The sequence below is a fragment of the Cupriavidus sp. IK-TO18 genome (assembly GCF_015549295.1).
Taxonomy (GTDB): Bacteria; Pseudomonadota; Gammaproteobacteria; order Burkholderiales; family Burkholderiaceae; genus Cupriavidus; species Cupriavidus oxalaticus_A.
This window is the reverse complement of sequence record NZ_JADGMP010000073.1, coordinates 1-2,329: the sequence shown is the minus strand read 5'-3', so window position 1 is coordinate 2,329 and position 2,329 is coordinate 1. Positions and strand designations below refer to the sequence as shown.

The following is a 2,329-nucleotide window of genomic DNA, read 5'->3' as shown; positions in this document are numbered from 1 at the left end:
CGGTGGCCGGATGCCATTGCCAAGGGGGCTGAATTTACGATGCCGGTGGCTAAGTAAGGTCTTGATTGGTTTTTGGTTTTTGCTGCCAAGCCGCAGGCAAAGCACGCATTCCAAACATAAGAAAGCCATGGAGACATTCGACTACATCATCGTTGGCGCCGGCTCAGCCGGCTGTGTCCTGGCCAACCGCCTGACCCAGGACCCTGACATCAACGTCCTCCTGCTGGAAGCTGGCGGCAAAGACGACTACCACTGGATCCACATCCCGGTAGGCTACCTGTACTGCATCGGCAACCCCCGCACGGACTGGCTCTACCGCACCGAAGCCGAGGCCGGCCTGAACGGCCGCTCCCTTGGCTACCCCCGCGGCCGCGTCTTGGGCGGATGCTCGTCAATCAACGGCATGATCTACATGCGCGGCCAGCGCGAAGACTACGACGACTGGGCCCGCCTGTCCGGCGACGACGGCTGGAAATGGGACAACGTGCTTCCGCTGTTCAAGCGCTGCGAAGACCACCACCGCGGACCAAGCGAATTCCATGGTGCCCACGGCGAGTGGCGCGTCGAAGCGCAGCGGCTGCGCTGGGACATCCTCGAGCGCTTTGCCGATGCGGCGGAGCAAGCCGGCATCCCGCGTACCGACGACTTCAACCAGGGCGACAACTTCGGCGTCGGCTACTTTGAAGTGAACCAGCGCCGCGGCATCCGCTGGAACACCGCCAAGGCCTTCCTGCGCCGCGCGTCGGAGCGCCCGAACCTGACCATCGTCACCGGCGCGCAAGTCAGCGCGCTTACCTTCGACGGGCGCCACTGCACTGGCGTGCAATACATCGGTGGCGGGCGGCCGCATGCCGCGGCGGCGCGGCATGAAGTCATCCTTTCCGCCGGCGCGGTCAATACGCCGCAGCTGCTGGAGCTGTCCGGCATCGGCGAGCCGGAACGGCTGCGCGCACTCGGCATCGAGGTACGCCACGCCTTGCCCGGCGTGGGTGAAAACCTGCAGGACCACCTGCAGCTGCGCACCGTGGTCAAGGTCAATGGCGTGCGTACGCTCAACACGCGTGCCGCCAGCCTGTGGGGCAAGTTGTGCATCGGCGTCGAGTACGCCTTCAACCAGAGCGGGCCGATGAGCATGGCGCCGTCGCAGCTGGGCGCATTCGCGCGCTCGGATCCGTCGCAGGCGCGGCCAAATGTGGAGTACCACGTGCAGCCGCTGTCGCTGGACAAATTCGGCGATCCGCTGCACGCGTTCAATGCCTTCACCGCCAGCGCCTGCAACCTGCGGCCGACGTCGCGCGGCAGCGTGCATGCGCGCAGCGCCGATTTCCGCGATGCGCCGGTGATCGCGCCCAACTACCTGTCGACCGATGAAGACCGGCGTGTCGCCGCCGATTCGTTGCGGCTGACGCGCCGCATCGTGGCATCGCCGGCGCTGGCGCCGTACCAGCCCGAGGAATACCTGCCGGGTGCCGCGTTCCAGACCGACGAAGAACTGGCCGAAGCCGCCGGCAGCATCGGCACCACCATCTTCCATCCCGTCGGCACCTGCAAGATGGGACGCGGCGACGACGGCATGGCAGTGGTCGATAACCGGCTGCGGGTGTTCGGCATCGAGGGGCTGCGCGTGGTCGATGCCTCGGTGATGCCGCTGATCACCTCGGGCAATACCAACTCGCCCACCATCATGATTGCCGAGCGCGCCAGCGACATGATCCGCGAAGACCGCCGGCGCGGCGCGGGGGCAGCGGGAGTGATGGCGCCAGCGCCACTCGCCGCGGCGGAAAACGCCTGAAGGTGGCAGGCGCGGGGTGCGCAGCATGGGAAATCGGGCGCGAAAGCATGGGGGCGCCAGGTGGCGTTTGCTGATCATGTGCGCCTGCAAAAAAACTGACACTTGGTTCATGTTTCATAGTGCAAACCCCGATGTTTTGCGATGCAACAGGCGCACACAATAGACGCCTCGGAGGGTGCGCGGGCTGCACATTGTGCTGGCCGCTGTCCTCCGGCGGGAGCCGCCCCGCACAGCCATGACAAAGACGCCGCAGCACGCCGCGACCACGGACGTGCCTGGCGGACGCGGCACAGGGCCTACAGGCCGGTTCGGACCATCAGTCAGTGCCGGGCATCACCCGGCGTACAACGAAGGGCGGGCAGGAGACATGAACCAGCAGGAAACCATCCTGGAAACGCGGAACCTCACCAAGGAGTTCAAGGGGTTCACCGCGGTGAGCGACGTCAACCTACAGGTGCGCCGCGGCTCGATCCATGCGTTGATCGGCCCTAATGGCGCAGGCAAGACCACTTGCTTCAACCTGCTCACCAAGTTCCT

General features: G+C 65.6%; 2 protein-coding genes. Both read left to right on the top strand.

From position 1 onward, the window contains the following. Window positions 1–127: 127 nt before the first annotated feature. Window positions 128–1,792, top strand: coding sequence for a GMC family oxidoreductase (locus IPF36_RS34130; protein WP_195432343.1), 1,665 nt, complete (start codon window positions 128–130; stop codon window positions 1,790–1,792). Window positions 1,793–2,159: 367 nt separating this feature from the next. Continuing rightward, the coding region (locus tag IPF36_RS34125) for an ATP-binding cassette domain-containing protein (RefSeq protein WP_195432341.1) at window positions 2,160–2,329 on the top strand (170 nt) is incomplete at its 3' end.

What these genes read in the sequence shown, in the direction of transcription:
- IPF36_RS34130 (WP_195432343.1), top strand. Translation starts at nt 128, where the DNA reads ATGGAGACATTCGACTACATCATCGTTGGCGCCGGCTCAGCCGGCTGT.